This is a genomic window from Corynebacterium sp. MSK039 (genome assembly GCF_030232315.1).
Classification (GTDB): Bacteria; Actinomycetota; Actinomycetes; order Mycobacteriales; family Mycobacteriaceae; genus Corynebacterium.
In genome coordinates, this window is the sequence record NZ_JASPJL010000002.1 from 121,084 (window position 1) to 145,517 (window position 24,434).

Consider the following 24,434-nt stretch of genomic DNA (forward strand, 5'->3'; position numbering starts at 1 on the left):
GCTGGGCCGGCTTCGGCCAGCCCAGGGGAGGGGCTAGCCCAGGAAAAGCACGATTCCTGCCATGATGGGCAGGGACATAGCCGTGGACACCACGCCCGTGTCCCGGGCCAGCACCTGCTGAGTCTGGAAGCGCTGCGCATAGGTGAACACGTTCTGCCCCGTCGGCAGCGCCCCCATCAGCACCATCGCCAGCAGCAGCTCCCCGCTCGCACCGAAGACCAGCGTGCCGACCAAGAAGGCGAGCGTGGGGTGCAGCACCGTCTTCAACAGGGAGGCCACCAGCACCGACTTTCGCGGGCTGATCCCCGGCTGCAGCACCTTAACCTCGGCCATGGACATGCCGAAGACCACCAGCGCCACGGCAACCATGGACTGGGCGATCAGGTCGATTGGGTCGGCGATCAGCGCCGGCAGTTCGAAACCGAAGCGGGTATTCATCCAGGCCAGGATCATGCCGGCAAAAGCCGAGATCAGCAGGGGAGACTTGAACAACGCCGAGGCCACCGCCGGCGCCAGCCGGGCACGCGATGCGTCCGACTGCGCACCCGAGCCGCGTTCCTCGGCGATATCCAGCAACAGCACCGCGGTGGGGGCGTAGAGACCCACCTGGAAGAGGATCACCGGCAGCGTGAGCGTCGGGTCGTCTAGCAGATAGGTGGCCAGCGGGATGCCCAGGTTGGAGCCATTGCAGTAGCTGGCTGCGAGCATCCCGATGAGGGATTCCTTGGCGGTGCGGCGGGCGATCCAGTAAAAGAGCGCGAAGCTGGTGAACCCGGTCAGCAGACTGCTGATCGCCACCACCGCGAGGTTGGGGCCGAAGATCTGCCCGAGATCCGCATGGCTCATGAAACGCAGCAAGGTGGCGGGCAGTGCGATCCAGAACACGTACATGTTCAGCGGATAGAGAGCCTTGGGGCCCAGGAGCTGCTTGCGGCCAATGACGTAGCCGAGCCCGATGATGAGGACGACGACGCCGAAGCCGGTGAGCACATTGAGCATGGCTCCTATTGAACCACCCGCCTGCCTCGGGTCGGCCTCGAGGGGTGTGATCAACCAAGGGGAGCTGGGTGAGCGGGCGGTGAGTGGGCACAAGAAATCCCGCCGGGCTGCGGCCACGGCGGGGAGTTCGGAGGGGAGTGGGGCTTAGAGGGCCTTCACCACGTAGGCCTTGGCCCACTTATCCGTGTGGGACTGGTTGTACGGGTCACGGGAGATTCCCACGGCGTAGACAATCAGGTAGATGATCGAGAGCAAGAAACCAAGGATGGGGATGATGTTCAGTGCACCCTGGATAGCGTAGAAGCTATTGCGCTTCAGGGACTGGCCGAAAGTAAGCTGCCCTCCCTCGAAGTTCACCACTCGCTGGCCGGTGATTAGTTTGCCGAGGGATCCCTTCATGCCGCTGGACTCCATTGCCGCGCGATAAACGAACCACAACACGAAGGTCAACAGCGAGGCGATCCCAATGCCCATCGGCATGTCGGCATCGATGCCATTAGCGGTATTAAGGAACCAGTCGATGACCTCATTGGCGGGAGTAAAGCCGAAGTACAGCGGGGTACTAGCGATGCTCACCACGATTCCGTCAATGATGAGGCTCAGCAGCCGGATCCACGGCCCCGGACGAGACGGTGCCAGGGGAGCGGCACCCGCAGCGGTCTCGTAGTTCGGCATGTTGGGAAAACCGCCAGCAGTCGCGGAGCGCTCATCGCCCATCGGCACGCCGTAGCTATCGGCCCCATAGCCCTGGCTGGCAGGGGAGTCGTTAAACGCGTCCCCCGCGTCGGGCTGGGTGTACCCGCTACCATAAGACCCGTCACCAGAAGCAGCCCCGTTGTATCCACTATTCGGCGTCGATCCGCCGTAGCCACCGTTGTCCGGGGTTCCTCCGTCATAGGGATTGTTGTCATAGGGGTTCGTCATCACAGGGCCTTTCGCTCATCGTTTAGCCCCCGCGTCGGTGTGTGCGTGAAGGGCATTGTCCACGAATATAGTTACCCACTATCCGGGCTGCACGGCTGCACCCCTCGGAAGTGCACGGGGGAGCCCCTAAGGAAACGCGAGAAGTTTACGCCCGCGTTCGCCCGGGTCTAGAGTGAAAAGGCGTAAAACAGCCACGCAACGGTGCTCCGCGGGCCGGTGCGCCCAGCGCTGCTAAGGCTTTGAAAGGAACAAGCTACGCCCATGACCCACCGAATCGGTTTCGACCGCGAGAAGTACATCCAGCTCCAGTCCGAGCACATCAACGAGCGGCGCGAGCAGATCGGTGGGAAGCTCTACCTCGAAATGGGCGGCAAGCTCTTCGACGATTATCACGCCTCCCGCGTCTTGCCCGGCTTCACGCCAGATAACAAGATCGCGATGCTGGAGAACATCAAGGAAGACGTCGAGATCGTCGTCTGCCTCAACGCCCGCGATCTGGAGCGTGGCAAGGTCCGCGCCGACCTCTCCATCCCCTACGAGGAGGACGCCCTCCGCCTCGTTGACGTCTTCCGCGACCGCGGTTTCCTGGTCAACAACGTGGTGCTGACCCAGCTGGAAGACAGCAACCACATGGCCGTCGCCTTCGCCGAGCGCCTGGAACGCCTCGGCCTGAACGTCGCCCGCCACCGGGTAATCCCCGGCTACCCGACGAACACGGAGCTCGTGGTCTCCGACGGCGGCTTCGGCCTTAACGACTACGTGGAAACCTCCCGCGACCTCGTCGTCGTCACCGCACCCGGGCCAGGGTCCGGCAAGCTTGCCACCTGCCTCTCGCAGGTCTACCACGAGTTCCGCCGCGGGGTCCCCGCCGGCTACGCGAAGTTCGAGACCTTCCCGATCTGGAACCTCCCGCTGGAGCACCCGGTCAACCTCGCCTACGAGGCCGCGACCGCGGACCTGGACGACATCAACGTCATCGACCCCTTCCACCTGCAGGCCTATGGCACGCAGGCGACCAGCTACAACCGCGACGTCGAGGTCTTCCCACTGCTGAAAACCTTGCTGGAGAAGCTCTACGGGCACTCGCCGTACCAGTCGCCGACGGACATGGGCGTGAACATGGTGGGCAAGTGCATCTCTGACGACGAGCTGTGCCGCGAGGCCGCGAAGCAGGAGATCGTTCGCCGCTACTACAAGGCGCTCGTTGAGGAGCGCCGGGAGGATACGGACGATACCGTCTCCTCGCGCGTGGCGATCGTCATGAGCAAGGTCGGTGCGAGCATCAAAGACCGCCGCGTCGTGGCCGCCGCCAATGAGGTGGAGGAGCGCACCGGGCAGCCGGGCAGCGCCCTGGAGCTAGCGGATGGCACGATTATCACCGGAAAGACCAGCGAGCTGCTGGGCTGCTCCGCGGCGATGCTGCTCAATGCGCTGAAGCACCTCGCGAGCCTGGACGACGAGATCCACCTGCTCTCGCCGAAGTCCATCGAGCCGATCCAGACACTCAAGGTCGACCACCTGGGCTCCCAGAACCCGCGCCTGCACACCGACGAGGTGCTCATCGCCCTCTCCGTGTCCGCCGCCGAATCCGAGGACGCCCGGGCCGCGCTGAAGCAGCTGAAGAACCTCGCGGGCTGCGACGTCCACACCACCACGATCCTGGGCTCGGTGGACGAGGGCATCTTCCGCAACCTCGGAGTGCTGGTGACCTCCGAGCCGAAGTACTGGCGCAAGGCCCTCTACCGCAAGCGCTAAGCACTAGCTGATGTTGATGCCGGAAGTGCCCTCCGGGCCCTTCCTTTGCGTTCCTGACCCAATAGCATAGTCAGCGAAAAGAAGACCCGCCCTGGCATAAAGCCTGGGCGGGTCTTCTTTGTCTACGTAACGTCTACCTGCCGGTTCTTAACGGCTGTTGAAAGGCAGGAGAGCCATCTCGCGGGCATTCTTGATCGCGGTAGCAACCTCACGCTGCTGCTGCGGGGTCAGGCCCGTGACGCGGCGAGAGCGGATCTTGCCACGGTCGGAGATGAACTTACGCAGGAGAGCGTAGTTCTTGTAGTCAACCTGCTCGATGCCTTCGGCCTTGAGCGGGTTCTTCTTGGGGCGGCGGGACTGCTCCATCCGCGCCCGCTTCATGTTGTTGCGCTTCATTTAAAGAGCCTCCCTAATTACCAGCTGGACTTACGAACGCCCGGCAGCTCACCGCGGTGAGCCATCTCGCGGACGCGGACACGGGACAGGCCGAACTTGCGGAGGTAGCCACGTGGACGACCGTCGGCGGCGTCACGGTTGCGGACGCGAACAGGGGAGGCGTCGCGCGGCTGACGGTTCAGCTCGAACTGCGCCTCAATGCGATCCTCGTCGCTGGTGTTCGGGTTCTTGATGATCTTCTTGAGCTCAGCGCGACGCTCCGCATAGCGGGCGACGATTTCCTTGCGCTGCTCGTTCTTCGCGATCATGGACTTCTTAGCCATAAATTATCGCTCCTCGCGGAATTCGACGTGCTTGCGGGCAACCGGGTCGTACTTCTTCAGAGTGATGCGATCCGGGTTGTTGCGCTTGTTCTTACGGGTGACATAGGTGTAACCGGTGCCAGCCGTGGACTTGAGCTTGATGATTGGACGAATATCGTTACGAGCCATTTTTAGATCTTCTCCCCACGAGCGCGAATCTTGGCAACGACGGACTCGATGCCATCACGGTCAATGGTCTTCAGGCCCTTCGGAGAGACCGTCAACGTGATCGTGCGGCCCTCAGAAGGCAGGTAGAACTTGCGACGCTGAACATTCGGGTTCCAGCGGCGGCTCGTGTGTCGGTGAGAGTGGGAAACCTGCTTGCCGAAACCCGGCTTGCGGCCCGTCACCTGGCAATATGCCGACATGGGTTTTCTCCTTCCACCATGCACAACACAACGAAAAATGCAGGCTCCCCGGTGGGTAGACAGTCCGCTAGGAAGCGCGAAATACGCTGTATGCACGGTGATGACGTTTACATAGACAACAGCAGAGGACGATTATACAGCTCAGGTGGAAAAGCGCCTAATCTTGTCCAGTCGGGACTGGTGCTTGTGTGGCGCCCGGTCAATTATGTCCACCGGTCGAAATGCGATAGACTTTTGCGGTCGTACGTGCTGCCATCGTGGCATCTCGAACGTGAAGACAATGTTTCGCCCCGACTCGGGCACGACCCGCGCTGTCATGTGTGGGACCGACCCGATGTGATCAACCTAAGGGAAGAAGTATGAAGAAGGATATCCACCCGGATTACCACCCAGTGGTATTCAAGGATTCTGCTACCGGTAAGCAGTTCCTGACCCGCTCCACCGCCACCTCTGACCGCACGGTCGAGTGGGAGGATGGCAACGAGTACCCGCTGATCGTCGTCGACATCACCAGCGAGTCCCACCCGTTCTGGACCGGCGCACAGCGCGTCATGGACACCGCAGGTCGCGTCGAGAAGTTCCAGCGCCGCTACGGTGGCATGGCTCGCCGCAAGAAGAAGACCCAGTAAGGCTCGAGGAGGGTAGAAGAAAATGGCAGTACCAAAGTTTAAGAAGTCCCGCGCCAACACCCGCGCCCGCCGTTCCCAGTGGAAGGCGGATAACGTCGATCTTCAGACTCAGAAGATCAACGGCCAGGAGGTGCAGATCCCTCGCCGCCTGGTGAAGGCTGCTCAGCTCGGCCTGATCGACCTGGACTAGTTCCGGTCAGCCGGTTTTACCGGCCCAACGCCCGCACCTGGATCGCAGGTCGCGGGCATTTTTTCTGCCGGCGCACAACCGGGGAAGTACCTAAAACTTGCGTTCGAGATGTAGAAGAATCCTAACCAGCGGGTGCAAGCAACCTAAACAGGTGCTGAGCTTTAACACAAAGCCGCGCCGAGAGGGCACAATAGCTATATGAAGATTCTCGTTGTGGACGATGACCCGGCTGTACGCGAGTCGCTGCGCCGTTCCCTGATTTTCAATGGGTACGCCGTCGTGCTCGCCGCGGACGGGGAGGAAGCGCTGGATAAAGTTCAGTCCGAGCGTCCCGACATGGCGATCCTCGACGTCATGATGCCGAAGCTCGACGGGCTCGAAGTGTGCCGCGAGCTGCGTTCCCAGGGCGATGACATCCCAATCCTCCTGCTCACCGCCCGCGACTCCGTCTCGGAGCGCGTCGCCGGGCTGGATGCTGGCGCGGACGACTACCTCACCAAGCCCTTTGCGCTCGAGGAGCTTCTGGCTCGCACCCGCTCCCTCGTCCGTCGCGCCGCACGCCCGGCGGCGGTGGACACCCAGCAGACCGAGATCCTGAAGTTCGAGGACCTCGAACTTGATCCCGCGACCCGCGACGTCACGCGCGGCAGCCGCCAGATCAGCCTGACCCGCACCGAGTTCGCGCTGCTGGAGCTGCTGCTGCGAAACCCCCGCAAGGTGCTCTCTCGCACGACGATCCTCGAGGACGTGTGGGGCTATGACTTCCCGACCTCCGGCAATGCCCTGGAGGTCTACATCGGCTACCTGCGTCGCAAGACCGAGGCCGACGGCGAGCCACGCCTGATCCAGACGGTTCGCGGCGTGGGCTACGTCCTGCGCGAGACTGCCCCATGAGTTTGAGGCGGCTCTCCCCGGAACCCCGGGGTCGTGCCTCCCGCTCGGCGACGGGGGAGCGCACCGCGGGCGAGAATGTCGACCACGGCATGCTCCTCGAACCGGAACGTGCCGCCGAGCTGACCAAACGCCCCCGGTGGCGCCGCTTTTTGGACGGCACGCTGGGCAGCATCAAACAGCGGTTGACCATCCTGGCCTCCCTGGTCATCATCTTCTCGATCGCCACCGTTACCTTCGCGGCCTACGCCACGGTGTCCCAGATTTTGTGGCGCACCAGCGATAGCCTGCTGCGCTCCCAGGCGCAGAGCATCATCGAGATGCCACCCGAGAAGACCCCAGGTGGTGTTCAGGAGGAGAATTACGAGCCGGCCTTCGAGCGCATCTCGAACACCCTAAGTTTTATCGTCGTGCCCGAGACCTATACCGGAATCGCCGCGCCCGTCGCGAAGTTCGAACCCGTCCTGGAGGACGCCGAGATCTCGGTCATCCGGGGCGAGCACCCACATTCTTACCGCTCCGATGGCGACGACCGTTACTTTGCAGTCGCCGCACCCGACGGCCGCGTCGTCGTCCTCGTTTCTGACGCCTCGTCGACGCAGCGGGCCTTGGATTCGCTGGCGCTCATCCTGACCATGATCGGTATCTGCGGGGCGCTCGGCGCGATCGTGCTGGTCACCGCCGTGGTGAGCACGGGACTGCGACCCATCGACCGCCTCCGGCGGGCCACGGACCGAGTGACGGAGACGGATGAGCTTCGTCAGCTCGTTGTTTTCTCCAATGACGAGGTCGGCACCCTCACCCAGTCCTTCAACAACATGATGCTGGCCCTGCAGACCTCCCGAGAAAAGCAGAAGGAGCTCGTGGCAGATGCCTCCCACGAGTTGAAGACGCCGCTGACCTCCCTGCGGACCAATATCGAGCTGTTGCTGCTCGCGACGCGCGAGGACTCCCCGGGTATTTCGGAGGCGGACCGCCGGGAGATCGAACGTGATGTGCTCAGCCAGTTGGACGAGATGAGTGCCCTGATTAAGGACCTGGTGGACCTCGCCCGTGAGGATGGTCCCGTCCTCAGCGACCAGGAGGTTGACCTCAACGACTGCATTCGCGTTGGTGTGGCGAAGGTGCAGCGGCGCCGCCCGGACGTCATTTTTGAGATCCACGCCGAACCCTGGGTCGCCCAGGGTGATCCGCTCAGCCTGAAACGCGCGCTGCTAAACCTGCTGGACAACGCAGCTAAGTGGTCTCCGCAGGGCGGCACCGTGCGAGTGTGGATGCAACCCATCCCGCCGGCGGCCTCGGGTCTTCCTGCCGGGGCGCAGGGCGGTGAGGGATACGAGGAGGCTGTGGAAATTCGAGTCGCGGACTCGGGGCCGGGTATCCCAACCAATGACCGGGCAAAGGTCTTCGATCGCTTCTACCGCTCGATCAGTTCTCGCTCGATGCAGGGCTCTGGCCTGGGGCTCTCCATCGTGAAGCAGGCCGTTGTGAATCACGGCGGGGCGATCATCGCCGATGAATCTGACGACGGTGGCGCGCTGATGCGGGTTGTGTTGCCCGCCCGCCGTGGAACTCCCAGCGAAAAATAGGGCTGCGTCCCAGTATTTTTTAGAAGGGAAGTGGAGGATGGTTCCTATGGATAAAAATGGTGAGAATCTGAATGGCGGTAACGGTGTCGGCGGCAATGGCGCCAGCGGTGGCGGGGGAGAGCACTACCCACTGGCGTCGGACTTTGGGCCATTCGGGCACAACGGCCACACCCGCCGCGGCGAGGCCGGGGCGCAGTACGGCCCCGGGGGCTGGGCGGGCGAGGCACAGGACAGTCAGCGTGCCCAGTGGGGCCAGTCGCACACCGGCTATACCCAGACCCACCAGACCCAGCCGCACCAGGCCCAGGTCCACCAGGGCGCGCAGGTTCCACAGCACCCGCAGGCGCTGCCGCACGAACCGGGCTACCCGCCCCAGGCAGGGCCAGGCGAGCCGGGCGAGGGCCCGCTGAACGCGCCGCCGAAGGAGAAGAAGCGCTGGTCCACCGGTGCGGTCGCGGCCCTCATGGTGGGTGCGGTGGTTCTCGCCTCCGGCACGACCTTCGCCCTGACCTCCATGCAGGGAACCAACAGCACCCGCTCCGTGAACACCCTCGACTCTGCGCCTACCGGCAACGAAGACACCAGCAGTAGCCGACTGGAGGAGTCCGGGACCATCGCCCAGGTCGCGGATAAGGTCACCCGCTCGGTGGTGCAGATCCAAGTGCAGACCGCCCGTGGCGGGGAGGAGGGGTCCGGATCCATCTTCACCAACGACGGGATGATCCTCACCAATAACCACGTCGTCGGTGCCGCCGCCAAGGGTGGTGCGAAGATGCAGGTGATCACCGCCGATGGTCGCGTGCTGCCAGCTAAGTTCATCGCCGCTGACCCGCAGACCGATATCGCCGTCATCAAGGCGGAAGGCGCCGATAACCTGCAGCCCATGGCGATGGGGGATTCCAACGCCATCAATGTTGGCGAGACGGTCGCCGCGATCGGCTCCCCGCTGGGCCTGAACTCCACCGTGACCTCCGGCATCGTCTCCGCCAAAGACCGTCCCGTCCAGGCAGCCGGCGAGGACGGCGGCGAGGGCTCCCTCATCGACGCCATCCAGACCGACGCCGCCATCAACCCCGGAAACTCCGGCGGCGCGCTCGTGAACCTCAAGGGCGAGCTCGTGGGCATCCCCACCGTCATCGCGACCCTGGGTGGAGGGGGTACCTCCGGCTCCATCGGCCTGGGTTTTGCCATCCCGTCCAACCAGGCGGTGCGCATCGCCAAGCAGCTGATCGATAACGGCAAGGCCACCCACCCGATGATCGGCGCGCAGATCAACACCGCCAGCCGCTACGTGGGAGCCGAGGTCATGGAAGTTAGCCCCGGCAGCCCCGCAGAAAAGGCTGGTTTGAAGAAGGGGGACGTGGTGCGCAAGGTCGACGACCGACTCATCGACACCGGCGTGGGGCTCATCGCCGCCATCCGTTCCCACGAAGTCGGGGACACCGTGAAGCTCACCGTCCTGCCTGGGGGACGTGGACCGGAAAAGCAGCTCGACGTCACCCTCGGCACCGAGGCCGAAACCCAGGAGTAGACACACACGGGGGAGGGCCGAAAATAAATCCCCATTAGGGGTTTTAAAAATCCTCTCCCGCGTTAAAGTTAAAGCGACCCACCTGCCGTGAAGGAGTAAAAGCGTTGACGCTAAACCGGAATGAAGCCCACGAGCTCGGTGTCCGAAACCCGATCGTGGACGACATCGACCACAGTCAGCTAGATCGGCTGGACGCCGCCATTCCGGAGCCAGACGATAGCTTCCTCCACAGCCTTGACCAGAGCCTCGATGCGCAGGCCGCCGCCAAGCGCGCAGCCGCCGAGGCCGTGCCCACCCGCCACGCGCTTGTCGTGCTGATCGGGGAGGACCGCGCTGGCCAGGGCGGCAGTGGCGAGCTCGTTGCCGAACTGCTCGCAGAGGACCGCTTCATCGTCGATGCGGTTGTCAACGTCGCCGAGCGCAAGAGCGAGATCCGCCACGCCATCGAAACCGGCGTGGTGGGCGGCGCAGACCTCGTCATCACCATCGGCGGTACCGGCTTCGGTCCCCGTGACCGCGCCCCCGAGGCCACCCGCAAGCTGCTGGATCGCCGCATCCCGGGCATCGCGGAGGCGATCCGCAGCTCCGGGCTGGCCGCCAATAACAAGGATGCCGCTCTCTCCCGTGGCCTCGCCGGCATCTCCGGGTCCACCGTGGTCGTGAACATCGCCGGCAGCCGAGGCGCAATTCGCGACGGCATGGCCACGCTCGGCCCGCTGGTCAACCACGTGCTCGACGAGCTCGGCGTCTAAATGGCCCGCCGCGCACCACGCGGGCTCGCCAGCCTCGGTAAGGCCCGCAGCGCCCGGAACGCCGCCGGGCGGGTGAAGGACCCCAAGGCCGCGGGCCGGGGCGTCGAAAAAGAAAAGAACCCGGCCGAGCACGGCGGGTTCGATGCAGACTTTTGGATAGAACAACGCCCGCCCCACTGGGGGCGGGCGAAGAACTAGTTCGACGGGCGTCGAGCTGGAATGCGGCTGAGCGGATTGTTCAGCGGGAATTACTCAGCGTGACGGCCGGTCGGGTCGTCGTCGTTAGCGACGGACGGGTCGACCTTCTTGGTGGAGACACCGTTCTGCTGCTGCAGCAGGTCGCGGATCTCGGCGAGCAGCTCGGTCTCGGTCGCAGCTGCCTCCTCGGTGGAGATGCCCTTGCGGCGAGCGTTCATCTCGGCCAGCTTGTTCATCGGCATGATGAGGATGAAGTAGACCACGGCCGCGATGATCAGGAAGTTGATCGCAGCGGTGATGACGGCGCCGAAGTCAATGAAGGTGGCCGGGTTGCCCTCGCGGATGTGGAAGCCCAGGCCGAACTCTGGGGAACCGCCCAGCGCGGCGATCAGAGGGTTGACGATCTTGTCAGTGAAAGCGGTGACGATTGCGGTGAACGCGGAACCGACAACGACGGCTACTGCAAGCTCGACCACGTTGCCGCGCATCAGGAATTCCTTGAAACCGGACAGCATAAAATTCCCCTTCTTAAAGGTAAAAAGACTGAGCTTATTATACCGATGAGCTGGGAAAATCATAGACCCCCCTTGGGGTGATCCCGGTGGCAACCGCGAGGTCGTGCGGGGCTGCGGGAACGCAAACACGCAGCTCCGGGTCGTCCACCACGGCCCAGATCGCTTGCAACCGGGGTGCAGGGAACGGTGTGCCGACCCCCGGGATCGTGACCGGATTCACAGCCGGAGCCACGGTGGGGGCGGCGTTGGCGTTTGATACCTCCACATTCTCGGGCGGATGCGAGGCATCGCCCGCCACGAAGTCGGCGAGCGTGCGGTCGTAGAATCCGCCACCCTGGCCCAGCCGGGTGCCGTCAGAGCCCAGGGCGAGGGCGGGAAGGACGGCGACGTCCGCGTTATCGACCAGTTCTCCTAGGTTTTCGCCCGTGGGCTCCAGGATCCCCATCGAGTTCGCCACCAGGCCCGCCGCGCCAGTGAATGTCCGCCATTCCAACCGGCGTGGGTGGTGCTTAACGACCGGCAGGATCACCTCATAGCCCGCATCCCGCAGGGCTTGCGGCAGGTCTGCGCCTCCGGGCTCGCCCGGCAGCGCGCTGAACGCGGCCACTACCGGCCGGGAGCCGGGGAACCGCTGTTCCAGAGCTGCCACCAGATGGTGTTGGATGGCACGGTCGCGCTGGGCGCGCTCCGCTGCCGGAACCTGCTTGCGGGTGTATCGGATTTCGGCGCGCAGATCAGCCTTCGCAGCGCGGGTTTCTTCGGGGTTGTGGGGCATGGTCTCCTTCGCTGCTTTTTTGCTCTCTATTCGGGTGGGGTGGCGGTGGCGGAATTCTCAACGGATCTTTTCCGGCCCGCACCGGGTGTAAGTCCAGCATTTTGGCCTAGCTGGGCGGTACGATGCACCTCATGACTTCCAATGAGCTTCGCACAGTTGTGGTCCCCGCCGCAGGACTGGGGACGCGCTTCCTGCCTGCGACGAAGACGGTGCCCAAGGAATTGCTCCCCGTGGTCGACACTCCCGGGATCGAGCTTATCGCCAAGGAGGCCGCCCAGGCTGGTGCTGAGCGCCTGGCGATCATCACCGCCCCGAAGAAGCAGGGCATCATGGCCCACTTCCGCACTGATGCTGAACTCGAGGCCACCCTCGAAGCTCGCGGTAAGGAGGACCAGCTCGCGAAGGTTCGCGCCACCGACGGCCTGATCGACGTGGCCGCCATCGAGCAGCCGGAGCCGCTCGGCCTTGGTCATGCCATCGGCCTGGCCGAATCTCACCTCGCTGAGGACGAGGAGTGCTTCGCCGTCATGCTGCCGGATGACCTCGTCCTGCCCTACGGGATCATGGAGACCATGCTGGAGGTGCGCCAGCGCTATGGTGGCTCCGTCCTGTGCGCAGTCGAGGTGCCGGAGGAGGACGTCTCCAAGTACGGTGTCTTCGATATCGCCGCCGACTCCGATGACCCGCAGGTCAAGAAGGTCAACGGCATGGTCGAGAAGCCGGACCTCGAAGACGCCCCGTCGAACTTCGCGGCCACCGGCCGCTACCTGCTGGACCGGCAGGTCTTCGAGGCGCTGACCCGCACCAAGCCGGGCAAGGGTGGCGAGATCCAGATCACCGATGCCATCGAGTTGATGATTTCCGAGGGGCACCCGGTGCACATCGTCGTCCACCAGGGCAAGCGTCACGACCTCGGCAACCCGGGCGGCTACATCCGCGCCTGCGTGGACATGGCCCTCGAGGATGAGACCTACGGAGAGTCCCTGAAGCAGTGGCTCGAGCAGCGACTCGGGGAGTAGCCCCATGCGCAGCGTTGAGGAACAGCTAGCGATCATCTCCGCGGCGGCGGTCACGCCCGAGCCGGTGCGCATCTCCATTTCTGAGGCGCTCGGCCTGCGCTGCGCGGAGCAGATCGAGGGGGACCGGGCGGTACCCGGCTTCAACCAGGCCGCCATCGACGGCTACGCGGTGCGCGCCGTGGACGTCCGCGAGCCCGCCGACGGCGAGCTGCCCACCCTCCCGGTCGTCGGTGAGGTCACCGCAGGTTCGAGCCGTCCCGTTCGGCTGCAGCCGCGCCAGACCGTGCGCGTCCACGCCGGGGCGCCGATCCCGACTCTCGCCGATGCTGTTCTTCCGCTTGACTGGGTGGAGGTCGACGGCCGCCACGTGGAGCCGCTACGCACCGTGAACTCGGGGGAGTTCGTCCACCGCCTCGGTTCCGACGTCCAGCCGGGCGACGTCGTCGTCGAGCAGGGCGCAGTGCTCGGCGCGGCCCAGGTGGGCTTGCTCGCAGCCATCGGCCGCTCCAAGGTGCTGGTCTACCCACGCCCGCGACTGAGCGTGCTCGCCTTCGGCCCCGAGCTCGTCGACATCGACCGCGACCCGGGCCTGGGGCAGGTCCACGACGCCAACTCCTACGCCCTAGCTGCCGCCGCCAAGGAGGCAGGCGCTGAAGCGCACCGCATGGGAATCCTCGCGGGCGAGCCCCGCCGCATCAAGGAGGTTCTCGAAGCCCAGTTGATGCGCAGCGAGGTGCTCGTCATCACCGGCGCGATCGGTGGGGAAGGCAGCGACCAGCTGCGCGAGATCCTGGGCGAGCTTGGGCCGATGGAAACCACCCGCATTGCGATGCACCCGGGCTCCATCCTTGGCTTCGGCACCCTCGGCGCCGACCAGGTGCCGACCTTCCTGCTGCCCGCCAATCCCTCCGCCGCACTCGTGGCCTTCGAAGTGCTGGTCCGCCCGCTGATTCAGATCATCCGCGGCCAGCGTCAGGCCACCCGCAGGGTGGTTCGGGCCCGCACCATCGCCGCGATTGACTCGGCGCCGCGCCGCCGCGGCTTCATCCGCGGCCAGCTGATGCGCGACCGGGAGACCCGCGAGTTTCTCGTGGACCCGCTCGGCGCGGTCGGCGGCGGGGAACCGACCCACCTGCTGGGCAGCTATGGCCAGGCCAACTGCCTGATCACCGTGCCTGCGGAAGAGACGAACGTCGCGCCGGGGCAGTTCGTCGACGTCCTCTTCCTGACCAACCGCTCCTAGCCGCGGGGAACTCACCGGGGAGCGGCGGACGTGGAGCTCGATAGGCGCCTGGCCAGGGGCAACGGGGCGCGGTGGCGGGTGCCTACCGTGTGGTTGCCGCAGGCGCGCCAGCGGCCGGGCGCTGTTGCTGACTCCGCCGCGGAGTTGCCGGTGCGCCTGCGGGAGCTCCGCCGCTCCGACGGCGCGGCCTGGCGCGCCTTCCGCATCGCCGATGAACACCTCCTGCGCCCCGTCGAGCCAACCGTGGCCACCTCCTGGGAGGAGGCGCACTCGCCGAAAATGTGGCGCCAGACCTACCGGGGGCTCAAGTTCGCGGAGCGTCAAGGGGTAGCGATGTCGCTGGCGGTCGAGGTAGCCGGCGAGTTCGCGGGCCAGCTCACGCTTGGCAACATGCAATACGGCACGATCGGTAATTGCTGGATCGGCTACTGGGTGTATTCCCGCTGGCAGGGCCGTGGGGTGGCCACCGCCGCCGTCGCCTTGGGCACCGACCTGGCGATGCTGGGGCTCGGCCTGCACCGGATCGAGGCCACCGTCATGGAGGACAACCCCGCCTCCCGCCGCGTGCTGGAGAACACCGGCTACCGGGTGGAGGGGCGGCTACAGCGCAACCTGCACATCGACGGGCAGTGGACGGACCACCTGCTGGTCGCTCAGACAGTCGAGGAGCTCGGCCCCGGGATCGCCCATCGGCTCGCCTCCCAGGGGCGTTTTCGGGTCGACTAGGCTCGGGGCGAAACTTCCGCGTTTTGGCTCGCCACGCGGCGTGGCAGGAAGCGAAGCGCCCAGGTTGCCGATACCTTGGAAGGTATTGCTGCTGGCCTTGCCGCCATCCTCCGGCAGGGCTAGTTCATCCGCTGGGTACACCCCAGAGGTCCAAACCGCTGTCTAGCTTTTAGGAGCATAAGTGTCCGGCTCCCTTCTGTTGATCCTCGCAGTATGGCTGCTGCTGATGGCGCCGTTGTTGCTGCGCAAGCAGTCTCCGGTGCGCCGCACGTCGCGGGGCATGTCCGAGACCCGAATTCTGCACGAAGGCGGTGCCAAGCGTTCCCGCCGTCCGCGCCGTCTGCTTCCCGCTGAGGGGCACTACATGTCCTCGGATGAGGACGTGGACGCGGACATCGATTTCGTCGAGGCGGAACCGGAGTACGTCCTTTTCGATGAGGACGTCGACGCCCGCGACGAGGAGCGTTCCAGCGAACATGCCGACATCGCCGATGGCGTGGAGACAGTGGACGCAGAGGTCGACGAGGACCACACCGACGTCGCCGAGGACGCCGCGGACGAGACCACCAACCTGGAGACCCTGGAGGGCGAGATCGTCGACGCCGACGCCGAGGACCTGGACGGCGAGGAGCACGTGGCGGACGCCCAGCGTCGCACCGTCCCGGCCGAGGTGCCGGCCATGAGCACCGAGTCCGTCACGGTCGACGCGGAGCTGGCCGACGACGCAGCAGACACGATGGCTCACGAGGACGCGAAGCACGAGGACGCCGGTGCGGACACGCCGGCGACCCTGCGCGTGGCCGAGGCGGAGCAGGCAGACACTGCGGACGCGGACACCGAGGACGCATTGGAGGAGCAGCCAGCGCTGCGTAACATCCCGACCGCCTACTTCCGCGGCGGGGACCTGCACGTGGACGCAGGGGTCTGTGAGGAGGACGAGGCTGCCGAGGCCGAGTCGCCGCTGGCCGAGGCCGAGGAGGAGAGCTTCGAGCTGTCCGAGGAGGACATGGAATTCATCGCCTCCCGCCGGGGCCGTGGAGTCTACGACCCGGTCGCATCCCAGCAGCTCTACAACCGCCGCCTGCAGCGCCGCAAGCAGGTGCTCGGCGTGCTCGCCGGGCTGACCGCGATCGCCCTGATCGCCAGCCTCATCGTCGGTGGCAAGCTGTGGATCGCTTTCCTCGTGACGGCTGCGCTCACCGGCGTGTACCTGTTCAACCTGCGCCGCCAGGCGATCGAGGAGGCCAAGCTGCGCCGTCGCCGTCTCGCACGGATGCGCCGCGCTCGCCTGGGTGTGCGCAACCTGGAGGACGCCGAGCTCGGCGTTCCGGACCGTCTGCTGCGGCCGGGCGCGATCGTCGTCGAAACGGACGAAGCGGACCCGGAGCTGGAGAACCTGGCCTACGCCAACGGCGGGGACTTCTTCGACGACGGCTTCGACGACTACCCGGGCGAGGACGCGGACCTGGACTACTGGGACGGTCCGCACGACCGCACCCACATCCGCGCGGTCTAAGGCGTACGCGCAGAACACGGCGGATAGTCAACGATGCTGGAACACCAGGTCGCCCGCGACGGCGCCTTGCTGCTGATCCGCGCCGTGTTGGGCACCATCTTCATCGCCCACGGCTGGCAGAAACTCTTCATCCAGAAGCTTGGGGGAGACTCCGGAGTGATCGCGGAGTTTTCCCACCAGGGGATCCCGCAGCCCGAGCTCTCCGCTTGGCTGGCCACCGGGCTGGAGCTCATTGGGGGAGCCCTCCTGGTCGTGGGCCTACTGGCGCCGCTGATGGCTGGCCTGCTGATCTTGCACATGATCGCCGCGATGTACCTGGTGCACTGGTCCCAGGGGCTCTTCGCCGCCGATAACGGCATCGAGCTGCCGCTGGTGCTGTGCGCGGGGCTGCTGGCGATCGTGGTCTTCGGTTCCGGGCGGGCCAGCCTGGACCGGGCATTCTCCCGCTTCGGGTGAGCCGTCGGGTGAGCGGGGTGGAAGGGGCTAGCGCCGCCTCTGCTTGGCAGCACGAGGCTTTTAGGGGAGCATAAGGTCTGTGGAATGCGCAGAAGTTCGGGCAGCGCTCTCGGCGCGGCTAGACGGCGAGGACGCCGCGGTGCCGGGAGAGATCGTGGACGCCCACGTGGCTCAGTGTGAGGAGTGCCAGGCGTGGTACGCGCAGGTGACCGCGATCGGGCGCGACCTGCGGCTGCGGGCCAACCCGCCCGCGCCGACCCAGGGGGCTGGTGCGGATCTCGCGGCCAAGGTGCTGCAGGTGGCCGAGGAAACCCCCGAGGTTGGTGGCGACATTCGTCGGCGGCAGCTGCCGTTGCTGGGGGCCCGCATCGCGCTGGCGGTGCTTGCGGTCGTCTATTTCCTCTGGGCGATCCTCCTGTTTGCTGGCTCGACCGCGGGTACCGCGGATCCCGCGCAGCTCTACGAAGCCATCCGGCCGGGGGAGGGGCCGCAGGCGGGGGCCGCGGACCCGGAGCTCGCGAAATACATGATTGATGCGGCCATCAGCCGCTTCGCCTTGGGCGCGGGCCTAGCCTGGGCATCCTGGGCGCCTCGCGCTGCCGGCGGGCTGCTGCCCGTCTACCTGGGGATGTGGGCCTTCGGCGGGGGCTTCGCCACCCGAGACATCATCATGGGGCTGGCGGGTGGCACCGGGGTCGATCCGGCACTCATCGGCAACCTCGCCATTCACCTCGCTGCGGTGATCGCGCTGGTGACCTGCTGGCTCTCCCGGCACCATACGATCCGGCCGCTGCGCGATTCCTGGCACGTGCTCTCAGCCAAGCCGATGAACTTTTCCGCGGTGGATGCCGAGGAGCATTCTCGCTACTATCCCGGCGATCATCGCCGCCACTAGCCGACCGATTGCCCTAGTTCCAGGAAGCCCTAGTGCCAGGAAGCCCTAGTGTTAGGAAGCCCTAGTGCCAGGAAGGCAGCCACATGCGGGCTGCCCACTCGGCGGGGCTCAGCGGCATGGCCGTGTACAGCGGCAGGAAGAAGAGGAAATTCCACACCGCAAAGCCCATGTAGGCCACGACCAGTACCAGGCCGGCGTGGGACTGCAACCATGCCACCGGGCGGTGCGTGCTGCCGGGCGCCATGCGCCACCCCAAGACACGGCCGCAGATCAGCGCCAGGCCGATGATGAGGAAGGGCGCGAGGTTCAGCGCATAGAAGAGGTACATCTGGCGGTCGGTGTTCAGCAGCCACGGCAGGAATCCTGCGGCGAAACCCACGACCGGCACGACCCACACCAGATCCCGGAACCGGGCCAGGCGGTAGCAACCATAGACCAGCACCAGCACGGTGGGGAACCAGATCGCCGGCGTCCCAACCAGTAGCTCCACGGTGCGGGTGCCGTCCTCGTGGCTGGGGTTGTAGTACATCAGGCCGCGGGTGGAGGCCAGCCAGGACCAGGGCTTCGACTCCCACGGGTGGTTGTGGCCGTTCGAGTTGGTCAGCTCCGAGTGAAAGCGAAGCACCGACACGTGGTAGTAGAGGAAGTTCAGGACAGAATCCGGCAGGAATCCCAGCGGGGATTCGGCCAGCGCGGTGGCGTCCTCGACGAGGCCAGATTCCACCGCGTGCCGGTACACGGAGGTCTCGCTGCCGAACCACGCCCGCCAGGACAGCAGGTAGCAGCACACCGGGATGATGACGACCGCGAAGAAGTGCGGCGGGGCGTCCCGAAGCAGCGCACCCAGCAGCGGGCGGCGCACGCCATAACGCCAGCGACGGTGCGCATCCAGGGCCACGAGGACCACGCCGAAGAAGGCCATGTAGTAGAGCCCGGACCACTTGATCGCCAGCGTGCCACCGAGCGCGATGCCGGCGGCGAAGCGCCACCAGCGGAAGCCCGGCCGCGGCCCAGCCGGGAAGTCCCCGATTCGGCCCTCACGAAACACGGCCCGGTAGCGGCGCTCCATCTCCTCGTGGTCGCGGACCAGGAAGTACACGGTGGCCAAAAGGAAGAGAGTTTGGAAGTGATCCAGCATCCCGGAACGGCTGGTCAGCAGCAGAATGCCATCGGAGAGGGCGAGTACGCCGGCCAGCAAGCCGACCAAGTCCGAGCGGGATATCCGCCGGGCGATGCCCGCGATCAGGCAGACCACCGCCACGCCCGCTAGCGCGGAGCACACCCGCCAGCCGAAGGGGGTGTAGCCAAAGACCCCCATTCCGGCGGCCATGATCTCCTTGGCCAGCGGCGGGTGCACGACCAGCCCATAGCCGGGGTTATCCTCGATGCCTCCCAGCACCAGGTGGTCCCAGCCGCGCAGGATCTGCCAGGCCTGGGGGACGTAGTGCTTTTCGTCGAAGACCGGGGTACCGCCGTCAGTGGGGGAGCCCAGATTGACCATCCGAAGGAGGGCAGCGAAGGCGGCCAGCAGAAGCTGAATGAGAGCCCAACGGCGTTGGTTCATCCGCTGCTTCGGCTGGCCCACGCGGGGCTCGGCTGGCCCGATGGCCGGCGCCGGGGTGGTCTTCGTTGTCACAGGGAAAGCTTATCCGATGTGGATTTTGCTTTAAGCGGTGCCATGCTGGTGGCATGAGCTCCGCACCGACGCACTCCCGCACCATTGACGCCCCAGCCCCGGACTTCGGCCACCTGTGGGAACAGGCCTGCGCCAATCCGCCGCTGCCGGACGGTGGCATCATCCTCGCGGCCACGCCCCTGGGCAACCCGCAGGATGCGTCGATCCGGTTGCTCCACGCCCTGGCCACCGCAGACGTGATCGCGGCGGAGGATACCCGCCGCAGCCGGGCGCTCGCCGACGCGCTGGGGGTCAGCATCCGTGGCAAGGTGCTCTCCAATTTCGACCACAACGAGGATCACCGCGCCGAGGAGCTCGTCGAAGCCGCGGCCACCGGCCAGCGGGTGCTGGTCATCACGGACGCGGGCATGCCCTCCGTGTCGGACCCGGGTTTTCCTGCCGTCGTCGCAGCCCACCAACGCGGCGTCCCGGTGACCTGCCTGCCGGGTCCGTCCGCTGTGCCGACGGCACTGGCGCTCTCCGGGATCGGGGTCGGTCACTTCCGCTTCCTGGGTTTTGCGCCGAGGAAGGACGGCCAGCGCCGCCAGTTCTTCGACGCCGCCCGCAGCGGGGACGAGGCCGTCTGTTTCTTCGAGTCACCCCACCGGCTGGCCTCGACGCTCGGGATTGCCGCCGAGGTGCTGGGGCCGGAGCGTTCGGCGGCTGTGTGCCGGGAGCTCACCAAGACCTTCGAGGAGGTCAAGGCGGGCACGCTCGGCCAGCTCGCCGAGTGGGCGGAGGCCGGGGTCAAGGGGGAGATCACTGTTGTGATCGAGGCGACCGCCGCCACGGCGGAGGTCGCGCCCGAAGACGTCGTGGGCGAGGTCGAGGAATTGGTATCCCAGGGGCAGCGGCTGAAGGCCGCCGCCGGGGAGGTGGCTGCCTCCCACGGTCTCGGAAAGCGGGATGTTTACGAGGCGGTACTGGCCGCCCGGGCGGAAAAATAGGCCACAACCTGCGCATCAAAGCGAATTTGTTATCAGATTGTTATCTCTTGGTAGGGAAGAGCGCCCTGAACAGCGCTATAACAATTCTGGCAGCCACCTAGAAAACCGCTGTGAGCCCGTTGCGAGCTCGATAACGGCGCCGAAAACTAGCAAAACGCAAAAATCCCACGCACAGTGGGGCAATGAGCAATTCTGAGAACACCCTTGACCAGCTGAAGGAAGGCAGTATCTCGCCGCAAGAGGCCCAAGACGCCGCGCGGCTGAGTGAACCCGCGGATAGTGCCGCGGCCAAGGACGAGCGCGCAGGCATCGACTGGGTCGTCACCGGCCCCGCCGCCGCGCTCGTCCTCGCCGTGGTGGCCTGGGGGCTCGTGGGTTCCGAGTCCTTCGCCAACTTCGCCAGCCAGGCGCTGGACTACGTCGTCGTCGACTGGGGTTGGCTGTTCGTCCTCGCCTCGACCGTGTTCGTCTTCTTCGTGCTCTTCGTGGCCTTCTCGAAGTTCGGCCACATCAAGCTCGGCAAGGATGATGAACAGCCGGAGTTCTCAACATTCTCCTGGGTTGCGATGATGTTCGCCGCCGGCATGGGCATCGGCCTGATGTTCTACGGCACCACCGAGCCGCTGACCCACTTCCGCACCGGCGTACCGGGCCGCCCGGAGGGCAACGTGGGCGAGGCCTTCGCCTCCACGCTCTTCCACTGGGGTCTGCACCCATGGTCGCTGTACGCCATCGTCGGCCTGGCCATCGCCTACGGCACGTTCCGTCTGGGCCGCAAGCAGCTGCTGAGCTCCGCGTTCATCCCGCTGATCGGCCACCGCCTGGCCGAGGGCTGGCTCGGTAAGCTCATCGACATCCTGGCTATTTTCGCCACCGTCTTCGGCACCGCCGCCTCCCTGGGCATTGGTGCTCGCCAGATCGCCTCGGGCATGGAAATCGTCGACTGGGTCGATAACCCCGGCAACACCCTGATCGTTGGCATCATCGTCGTGCTCGGCATCGCCTTCCTGATCTCCGCCGCATCCGGCGTAGGCAAGGGCATTCAGTGGATCTCGAATACGAACATGGTGCTGGCATCGATCATCGCCCTGTTCGTCCTCGTTGTTGGCCCGACCGTCGTCATCATGAACATGGTCCCGACGACGCTGGGCAACTACCTGCAGGACTTCTTCGCCATGGCCTCCCGCACCGCCCAGTCCTCCGAGGACGCCGGTGACTGGCTGTCTAGCTGGACCATTTTCTACTGGGCATGGTGGGTCTCCTGGTCCCCGTTCGTGGGCATGTTCCTGGCTCGTATTTCCCGCGGCCGTACCGTCCGCGAGTTCATCATGGTGATCCTGCTCGTCCCGACCTCCGTGACGATCCTGTGGTTCTCCATCTTCGGCGGCACCGCGATCCACCTCGAGGAGACCGGCAAGTCCATCTGGGGCGACGGTGATGCCACCAAGATGCTGTTCAACCTGCTGTACGAGTACCCATTCGGCGCGGGTGTGTCCATCATTGCGATGCTGCTGCTTGGCACCTTCTTCATCACCTCGGCGGACTCCGCCTCCACGGTGATGGGCAGCATGTCTCAGCGCGGCCGCCTCGTCGCATCCCCGATCGTCACCGTCCTGTGGGGTGTTCTCACCTGCGCCATCGCGGTGATCATGCTGACCACGGGTGATGCGGACTCGCTGGATAACCTGCAGAACATCACGATTATCGCGGCCTCCCCATTCGTGTTCATCATCATCGCCCTGATGTTCGCCGTGGTGAAGGCCCTGGGCGACGACCCGCTCTACCTGGATCAGAAGAATCAGCGGAGGATGGTGCTGCGCGTCGCCCGCGAATACCGGGAACGCGAAAACCGCGAGATCGTGAAGCGGGCACGCCGCATGAAGAGCCGCCGCGAGGACGTCACCGCCACGACGGCGGACACTGCGCCCCACGCCGCCGCCACGGCAGACGCCGAAGCTGCGGTCGAGGACTCCGCAGGTGCGCAGAGCTACGCCTCCGAGGACCTCGACGGTCTGGAGACGATGAGCGTCTACGACGGCGAGAAGGTCGTTGAGGTTGTCGACGCCGAAGACGTCGCCGACTACATCAACAATCGCAACGACGAGGACGCCGACGGGCGCAGCTAAGCCCCACGCGGTCCTTCGCGGAACCCAGCCCCACCTACCCGGTCGGAACTTGCCCCGGGAGGTGGGGCTTTGTTCGCGCAGCAGGCACGGATCTAATAGGGTTTAAGGCATGTCAAAGCGCGTACTCACCTCTGTTGCCTGGCCCTATGCCAACGGCCCCCGTCACATCGGCCATGTCGCCGGCTTCGGCGTCCCGTCCGACGTTTTTGCCCGTTATCAGCGAATGATCGGCAACGACGTGCTGATGGTCTCCGGCACGGATGAGCACGGCACCCCGCTGCTGGTGCAGGCGGATAAGGAAAACACCACGGTCCGCGAGCTCGCGGACCGCTACAACCGCATCATCGTCGAGGACCTCGTGGGACTGGGACTGTCCTACGACCTCTTCACCCGCACCACCACCCGCAACCACTACGCGATTGTCCAGGAGCTGTTCCGCGGGCTCAACGACAACGGCTACATGCTCAAGCAGACCACCCGTGGTGCCGTGAGCCCGTCCACCGGCCGCACCCTGCCGGACCGCTACATCGAGGGCACCTGCCCGCTGTGTGGCGCCACCGACGCTCGCGGTGACCAGTGCGATAACTGCGGCAACCAGCTGGACCCGGCCGACCTGATCGACCCGCGCTCCAAGATCAACGGCGAGACCCCGGAGTTCGTCGACACCGAGCACTTCATGCTCGACCTGCCCGCCCTGGCCGAGGCGCTGGAGGAGTGGCTGAAGGGACGCGATGACTGGCGTCCGAACGTCCTGAAGTTCTCCCTGAACCTGCTGAAGGACATCCGGCCCCGCGCGATGAGCCGCGACATCGACTGGGGCGTGCCCGTCCCGATCGAGGGCTGGCAGGATAACAACGCCAAGAAGCTCTACGTCTGGTTCGACGCGGTCGTCGGCTACCTCTCCGCATCCATCGAGTGGGCCTGGCGCACCGGTGACCCGGAGGCCTGGCGTAAGTGGTGGAACGACCCGGAGGCCGTGTCCTACTACTTCATGGGTAAGGACAACATCACCTTCCACTCCCAGATCTGGCCAGGCGAGATGCTCGGCTACGCCGGCAAGGGAAGCAAGGGCGGAGAGCAGGGCGAGCTGGGTGAGCTGAACCTGCCGACCGAGGTTGTCTCCTCCGAGTTTCTGACCATGTCCGGCTCCAAGTTCTCCTCCTCCAAGGGGGTTGTGATCTACGTCCGCGACTTCCTCAAGGAATTCGGTCCCGACGCGCTGCGCTACTTCATCGCCGTCGCAGGCCCCGAGAACACGGACACGGACTTCACCTGGGATGAGTTCGTCCGCCGCATCAACTCGGAGCTGGCCAACGAGTGGGGCAACCTGGTCAACCGCACAGTGTCCATGGCGCACAAGAACTTCGGCGAGATCCCGACCCCGGGCGAGTACACCGCCGAGGATCAGGAGCTGCTCGACGAGGCCAAGAAGGCCTTCGACATCGTCGGCGACGCCCTGCAGCTCTCCAAGTTCAAGGCAGGCATGACCGAGGCCATGCGCATCGCAGCGCGGGCCAACCAGTACATCGCCGCCCAGGAGCCGTGGAAGCTGGCGAAGGACGAGACCCAGCGCGAGCGCCTGGCTACCGTCCTGTACGTTGCCCTGCAGGTGGTCGCGGACGTCAACACCCTGATGACCCCGTACCTGCCGTTCTCCGCTCAGAAGGTCTTCGAGACCCTCGGTGGCGAGGGGATCTGGGCAGCCCAGCCGGAGATTGTTGAGGTTAAGGACGAATCCCCGCGCACCCCGGTCGGTGTGGGCCTGCCGGAGGAGGGGAGCACCTACCCGGTCATCATGGGTAACTACACCGAGCAGCAGGCCATCTGGCAGCGCATCGAGCTGACCCCGGGCACCCCGCTGAGCAAGCCGAAGCCGCTGTTCCAGAAGCTGGACCCGGAGCTGGCGGAGACCGGCCCGGAGTGGGCGCCGGTCGCCAAGGACTAGCTGACCGGTAGC

General features: G+C 65.4%; 25 protein-coding genes. 16 read left to right on the forward strand and 9 right to left on the reverse strand.

Annotated features, from left to right (window positions below; all coding sequences use genetic code 11):
- Window positions 1–33 precede the first annotated feature (33 nt).
- Together QP997_RS02165 and QP997_RS02170 are read right to left on the reverse strand one after the other, a co-directional pair.
- Window positions 34–1,008 (reverse strand): AEC family transporter, encoded by a 975-nt coding sequence (locus tag QP997_RS02165; protein WP_284846201.1) that lies wholly within the window; start codon window positions 1,006–1,008, stop codon window positions 34–36.
- 135 nt (window positions 1,009–1,143) lie between these two features.
- Window positions 1,144–1,923: an RDD family protein gene (locus QP997_RS02170; protein WP_148812331.1), complete on the reverse strand. Its 780-nt coding sequence runs from the start codon at window positions 1,921–1,923 to the stop codon at window positions 1,144–1,146.
- Window positions 1,924–2,184: 261 nt separating this feature from the next.
- Here QP997_RS02170 and QP997_RS02175 point away from each other — a divergent pair, with 261 nt between their 5' ends.
- The gene (locus QP997_RS02175; protein ID WP_284846072.1) at window positions 2,185–3,678 is read left to right on the forward strand and encodes a DUF1846 domain-containing protein; all 1,494 of its coding nucleotides are present in this window, start codon (window positions 2,185–2,187) and stop codon (window positions 3,676–3,678) included.
- A gap of 147 nt (window positions 3,679–3,825) precedes the next feature.
- On the opposite strand, the gene rpsR is transcribed toward QP997_RS02175, so the two are convergent.
- Genes rpsR through rpmB form a run of 4 tightly spaced genes read right to left on the reverse strand, consistent with a single transcriptional unit; the run spans window position 3,826 to window position 4,804 of the window.
- Window positions 3,826–4,074, reverse strand: coding sequence for a 30S ribosomal protein S18 (gene rpsR, locus QP997_RS02180; protein WP_012359791.1), 249 nt, complete (start codon window positions 4,072–4,074; stop codon window positions 3,826–3,828).
- A 17-nt stretch (window positions 4,075–4,091) separates the two neighbouring features.
- Window positions 4,092–4,397, reverse strand: a complete 306-nt coding sequence (gene rpsN / locus QP997_RS02185) for a 30S ribosomal protein S14 (protein WP_012359792.1) — start codon at window positions 4,395–4,397, stop codon at window positions 4,092–4,094.
- A gap of 3 nt (window positions 4,398–4,400) precedes the next feature.
- The gene (gene rpmG / locus QP997_RS02190; protein ID WP_012359793.1) at window positions 4,401–4,565 is read right to left on the reverse strand and encodes a 50S ribosomal protein L33; all 165 of its coding nucleotides are present in this window, start codon (window positions 4,563–4,565) and stop codon (window positions 4,401–4,403) included.
- Between the two features lie 2 nt (window positions 4,566–4,567).
- A complete protein-coding gene (gene rpmB / locus QP997_RS02195) occupies window positions 4,568–4,804 on the reverse strand; it encodes a 50S ribosomal protein L28 (RefSeq protein ID WP_012359794.1) in 237 nt (78 codons plus the stop codon).
- Between the two features lie 359 nt (window positions 4,805–5,163).
- Between rpmB and QP997_RS02200 the strand changes: the two genes are divergently transcribed.
- The 6 genes from QP997_RS02200 (at window position 5,164) to QP997_RS02225 (ending at window position 10,386) form a co-directional block, all read left to right on the forward strand.
- Window positions 5,164–5,433, forward strand: a complete 270-nt coding sequence (locus tag QP997_RS02200) for a type B 50S ribosomal protein L31 (RefSeq protein ID WP_012359795.1) — start codon at window positions 5,164–5,166, stop codon at window positions 5,431–5,433.
- 22 nt (window positions 5,434–5,455) lie between these two features.
- Window positions 5,456–5,623 (forward strand): 50S ribosomal protein L32, encoded by a 168-nt coding sequence (gene rpmF / locus QP997_RS02205; RefSeq protein ID WP_015381369.1) that lies wholly within the window; start codon window positions 5,456–5,458, stop codon window positions 5,621–5,623.
- Window positions 5,624–5,821: 198 nt separating this feature from the next.
- Complete coding sequence (locus tag QP997_RS02210; RefSeq protein ID WP_015381370.1) at window positions 5,822–6,517, forward strand: response regulator transcription factor; 696 nt, start codon at window positions 5,822–5,824, stop codon at window positions 6,515–6,517.
- The gene (locus QP997_RS02215) at window positions 6,514–8,103 is read left to right on the forward strand and encodes a sensor histidine kinase (RefSeq protein ID WP_284846073.1); all 1,590 of its coding nucleotides are present in this window, start codon (window positions 6,514–6,516) and stop codon (window positions 8,101–8,103) included. The genes QP997_RS02210 and QP997_RS02215 overlap by 4 nt, the downstream gene beginning before the upstream one ends.
- Window positions 8,104–8,140: 37 nt before the next feature.
- Window positions 8,141–9,634, forward strand: a complete 1,494-nt coding sequence (locus QP997_RS02220) for a S1C family serine protease (protein ID WP_502870422.1) — start codon at window positions 8,141–8,143, stop codon at window positions 9,632–9,634.
- Between the two features lie 104 nt (window positions 9,635–9,738).
- Window positions 9,739–10,386, forward strand: coding sequence for a MogA/MoaB family molybdenum cofactor biosynthesis protein (locus tag QP997_RS02225; protein WP_070758653.1), 648 nt, complete (start codon window positions 9,739–9,741; stop codon window positions 10,384–10,386).
- A gap of 248 nt (window positions 10,387–10,634) precedes the next feature.
- On the opposite strand, the gene mscL is transcribed toward QP997_RS02225, so the two are convergent.
- Both mscL and QP997_RS02235 read right to left on the reverse strand, forming a co-directional pair.
- Window positions 10,635–11,099, reverse strand: coding sequence for a large conductance mechanosensitive channel protein MscL (mscL, locus tag QP997_RS02230; protein ID WP_070758652.1), 465 nt, complete (start codon window positions 11,097–11,099; stop codon window positions 10,635–10,637).
- A gap of 37 nt (window positions 11,100–11,136) precedes the next feature.
- Entirely contained in the window at window positions 11,137–11,874 is a 738-nt protein-coding gene (locus QP997_RS02235) for a 5-formyltetrahydrofolate cyclo-ligase (protein ID WP_284846075.1), read from the reverse strand.
- Between the two features lie 131 nt (window positions 11,875–12,005).
- Here QP997_RS02235 and QP997_RS02240 point away from each other — a divergent pair, with 131 nt between their 5' ends.
- The 6 genes from QP997_RS02240 to QP997_RS02265 all read left to right on the forward strand — a co-directional run bounded on the left by QP997_RS02240 (window position 12,006) and on the right by QP997_RS02265 (window position 17,729).
- Window positions 12,006–12,893 carry a UTP--glucose-1-phosphate uridylyltransferase gene (locus QP997_RS02240; protein ID WP_187441053.1) on the forward strand — a complete coding sequence of 296 codons (888 nt, stop codon included), beginning with the start codon at window positions 12,006–12,008 and terminating at the stop codon, window positions 12,891–12,893.
- A 4-nt stretch (window positions 12,894–12,897) separates the two neighbouring features.
- A complete protein-coding gene (gene glp / locus QP997_RS02245) occupies window positions 12,898–14,136 on the forward strand; it encodes a molybdotransferase-like divisome protein Glp (protein ID WP_284846076.1) in 1,239 nt (412 codons plus the stop codon).
- Window positions 14,137–14,166: 30 nt separating this feature from the next.
- A complete protein-coding gene (locus tag QP997_RS02250) occupies window positions 14,167–14,862 on the forward strand; it encodes a GNAT family N-acetyltransferase (RefSeq protein ID WP_284846077.1) in 696 nt (231 codons plus the stop codon).
- Window positions 14,863–15,043: 181 nt separating this feature from the next.
- Entirely contained in the window at window positions 15,044–16,378 is a 1,335-nt protein-coding gene (sepX, locus tag QP997_RS02255) for a divisome protein SepX/GlpR (RefSeq protein ID WP_070758647.1), read from the forward strand.
- A gap of 33 nt (window positions 16,379–16,411) precedes the next feature.
- Window positions 16,412–16,834 (forward strand): DoxX family protein, encoded by a 423-nt coding sequence (locus QP997_RS02260; protein ID WP_070758646.1) that lies wholly within the window; start codon window positions 16,412–16,414, stop codon window positions 16,832–16,834.
- Window positions 16,835–16,913: 79 nt separating this feature from the next.
- Complete coding sequence (locus QP997_RS02265; RefSeq protein ID WP_070758645.1) at window positions 16,914–17,729, forward strand: zf-HC2 domain-containing protein; 816 nt, start codon at window positions 16,914–16,916, stop codon at window positions 17,727–17,729.
- Between the two features lie 61 nt (window positions 17,730–17,790).
- Here the strand turns inward: QP997_RS02265 and QP997_RS02270 are convergent, their stop codons facing one another.
- Entirely contained in the window at window positions 17,791–19,293 is a 1,503-nt protein-coding gene (locus tag QP997_RS02270; RefSeq protein ID WP_284846202.1) for a dolichyl-phosphate-mannose--protein mannosyltransferase, read from the reverse strand.
- A gap of 125 nt (window positions 19,294–19,418) precedes the next feature.
- On the opposite strand from QP997_RS02270, the gene rsmI reads away from it, so the two are divergent.
- The 3 genes from rsmI to metG all read left to right on the forward strand — a co-directional run bounded on the left by rsmI (window position 19,419) and on the right by metG (window position 24,422).
- Window positions 19,419–20,351 carry a 16S rRNA (cytidine(1402)-2'-O)-methyltransferase gene (rsmI, locus tag QP997_RS02275; RefSeq protein ID WP_502870423.1) on the forward strand — a complete coding sequence of 311 codons (933 nt, stop codon included), beginning with the start codon at window positions 19,419–19,421 and terminating at the stop codon, window positions 20,349–20,351.
- Between the two features lie 182 nt (window positions 20,352–20,533).
- On the forward strand, window positions 20,534–22,477 hold the full coding sequence (locus QP997_RS02280; protein WP_284846079.1) for a BCCT family transporter: 1,944 nt from the start codon (window positions 20,534–20,536) through the stop codon (window positions 22,475–22,477).
- Window positions 22,478–22,586: 109 nt separating this feature from the next.
- Window positions 22,587–24,422, forward strand: a complete 1,836-nt coding sequence (gene metG, locus QP997_RS02285; RefSeq protein ID WP_284846080.1) for a methionine--tRNA ligase — start codon at window positions 22,587–22,589, stop codon at window positions 24,420–24,422.
- Window positions 24,423–24,434 lie beyond the last annotated feature (12 nt).

What these genes read in the sequence shown, in the direction of transcription:
- QP997_RS02280 (WP_284846079.1), top strand. Translation starts at nt 20,534, where the DNA reads ATGAGCAATTCTGAGAACACCCTTGACCAGCTGAAGGAAGGCAGTATC.
- rpmB (WP_012359794.1), bottom strand. Translation starts at nt 4,804, where the DNA reads ATGTCGGCATATTGCCAGGTGACGGGCCGCAAGCCGGGTTTCGGCAAG.
- QP997_RS02215 (WP_284846073.1), top strand. Translation starts at nt 6,514, where the DNA reads ATGAGTTTGAGGCGGCTCTCCCCGGAACCCCGGGGTCGTGCCTCCCGC.
- QP997_RS02270 (WP_284846202.1), bottom strand. Translation starts at nt 19,293, where the DNA reads ATGAACCAACGCCGTTGGGCTCTCATTCAGCTTCTGCTGGCCGCCTTC.
- QP997_RS02235 (WP_284846075.1), bottom strand. Translation starts at nt 11,874, where the DNA reads ATGCCCCACAACCCCGAAGAAACCCGCGCTGCGAAGGCTGATCTGCGC.
- rpmG (WP_012359793.1), bottom strand. Translation starts at nt 4,565, where the DNA reads ATGGCTCGTAACGATATTCGTCCAATCATCAAGCTCAAGTCCACGGCT.
- QP997_RS02240 (WP_187441053.1), top strand. Translation starts at nt 12,006, where the DNA reads ATGACTTCCAATGAGCTTCGCACAGTTGTGGTCCCCGCCGCAGGACTG.
- QP997_RS02210 (WP_015381370.1), top strand. Translation starts at nt 5,822, where the DNA reads ATGAAGATTCTCGTTGTGGACGATGACCCGGCTGTACGCGAGTCGCTG.
- metG (WP_284846080.1), top strand. Translation starts at nt 22,587, where the DNA reads ATGTCAAAGCGCGTACTCACCTCTGTTGCCTGGCCCTATGCCAACGGC.
- glp (WP_284846076.1), top strand. Translation starts at nt 12,898, where the DNA reads ATGCGCAGCGTTGAGGAACAGCTAGCGATCATCTCCGCGGCGGCGGTC.
- rpmF (WP_015381369.1), top strand. Translation starts at nt 5,456, where the DNA reads ATGGCAGTACCAAAGTTTAAGAAGTCCCGCGCCAACACCCGCGCCCGC.
- QP997_RS02220 (WP_502870422.1), top strand. Translation starts at nt 8,141, where the DNA reads ATGGTTCCTATGGATAAAAATGGTGAGAATCTGAATGGCGGTAACGGT.
- rsmI (WP_502870423.1), top strand. Translation starts at nt 19,419, where the DNA reads ATGAGCTCCGCACCGACGCACTCCCGCACCATTGACGCCCCAGCCCCG.
- QP997_RS02170 (WP_148812331.1), bottom strand. Translation starts at nt 1,923, where the DNA reads ATGACGAACCCCTATGACAACAATCCCTATGACGGAGGAACCCCGGAC.
- rpsN (WP_012359792.1), bottom strand. Translation starts at nt 4,397, where the DNA reads ATGGCTAAGAAGTCCATGATCGCGAAGAACGAGCAGCGCAAGGAAATC.
- mscL (WP_070758652.1), bottom strand. Translation starts at nt 11,099, where the DNA reads ATGCTGTCCGGTTTCAAGGAATTCCTGATGCGCGGCAACGTGGTCGAG.
- QP997_RS02260 (WP_070758646.1), top strand. Translation starts at nt 16,412, where the DNA reads ATGCTGGAACACCAGGTCGCCCGCGACGGCGCCTTGCTGCTGATCCGC.
- QP997_RS02200 (WP_012359795.1), top strand. Translation starts at nt 5,164, where the DNA reads ATGAAGAAGGATATCCACCCGGATTACCACCCAGTGGTATTCAAGGAT.
- rpsR (WP_012359791.1), bottom strand. Translation starts at nt 4,074, where the DNA reads ATGAAGCGCAACAACATGAAGCGGGCGCGGATGGAGCAGTCCCGCCGC.
- QP997_RS02175 (WP_284846072.1), top strand. Translation starts at nt 2,185, where the DNA reads ATGACCCACCGAATCGGTTTCGACCGCGAGAAGTACATCCAGCTCCAG.